The organism is Vibrio sp. 1069 (assembly GCF_033340555.1).
In genome coordinates, this window is record NZ_JAWOWP010000515.1 from 1 (window position 1) to 636 (window position 636).

Annotated in this window: 1 protein-coding gene and 1 pseudogene; one reads left to right on the plus strand and one right to left on the minus strand. The window is 43.2% G+C overall.

What is annotated here, in order from left to right; all coding sequences use genetic code 11:
- Positions 1–234 (plus strand): annotated as a pseudogene (locus R7040_RS27475) (DUF721 domain-containing protein); the annotation flags it as partial.
- Between the two features lie 75 nt (positions 235–309).
- Here R7040_RS27475 and R7040_RS27480 read toward each other — a convergent pair.
- On the minus strand, positions 310–636 hold a 327-nt coding region (locus tag R7040_RS27480), incomplete at its 5' end, for a UDP-3-O-acyl-N-acetylglucosamine deacetylase (RefSeq protein ID WP_318097744.1).

Below are 636 nucleotides of genomic sequence, written 5' to 3' on the forward strand. Positions count from 1 at the left end.
CTAATGATCTTAAACAAACTGCGCACACTAGGTTATGCAAAATTGATAAGTGTCGACGTTCGGATCAACCCTTCACTTTATCGTAATCGATACGAGAAAGACGATAGGCCCAAACGCCCGCCGCTCACTGAGTCAGCAGCTCAATCACTGATGACCATCGCTGATATGGCCCCACCAAAAATCCAAGAGCGACTAAAAAGGCTCGCAGATATGGCAGAAAAATCTGGCCAATAACCATCATCACGTGCGGTAAAATTTAGATAGAAAAAAACCAGGTCGAAACCTGGTTTTTAATATTCTTTGACTAACTTATGCTAGCACCATGTTTGGCTCTGCAAAAGCGACTGGAGAACCGACTTCTTCTTCGAAAGTTGTCCATTCCCATGCTTCTTGATCCGCCAAGACTGCGCGTAGAAGTTGGTTGTTTAAACCGTGACCTGATTTATAAGCACGGAATTCACCAATAATTGGATGACCACACATGTAAAGGTCGCCAATTGCATCTAACACCTTGTGAGTAACAAACTCATTCTCAAAGCGCAGACCTTCTTCGTTCAGAATTCGGTAATCGTCCAATACGATAGCATTGTCGAAACTACCACCCAAAACTAGGTTTTGAGATTGTAGGTACTCGAT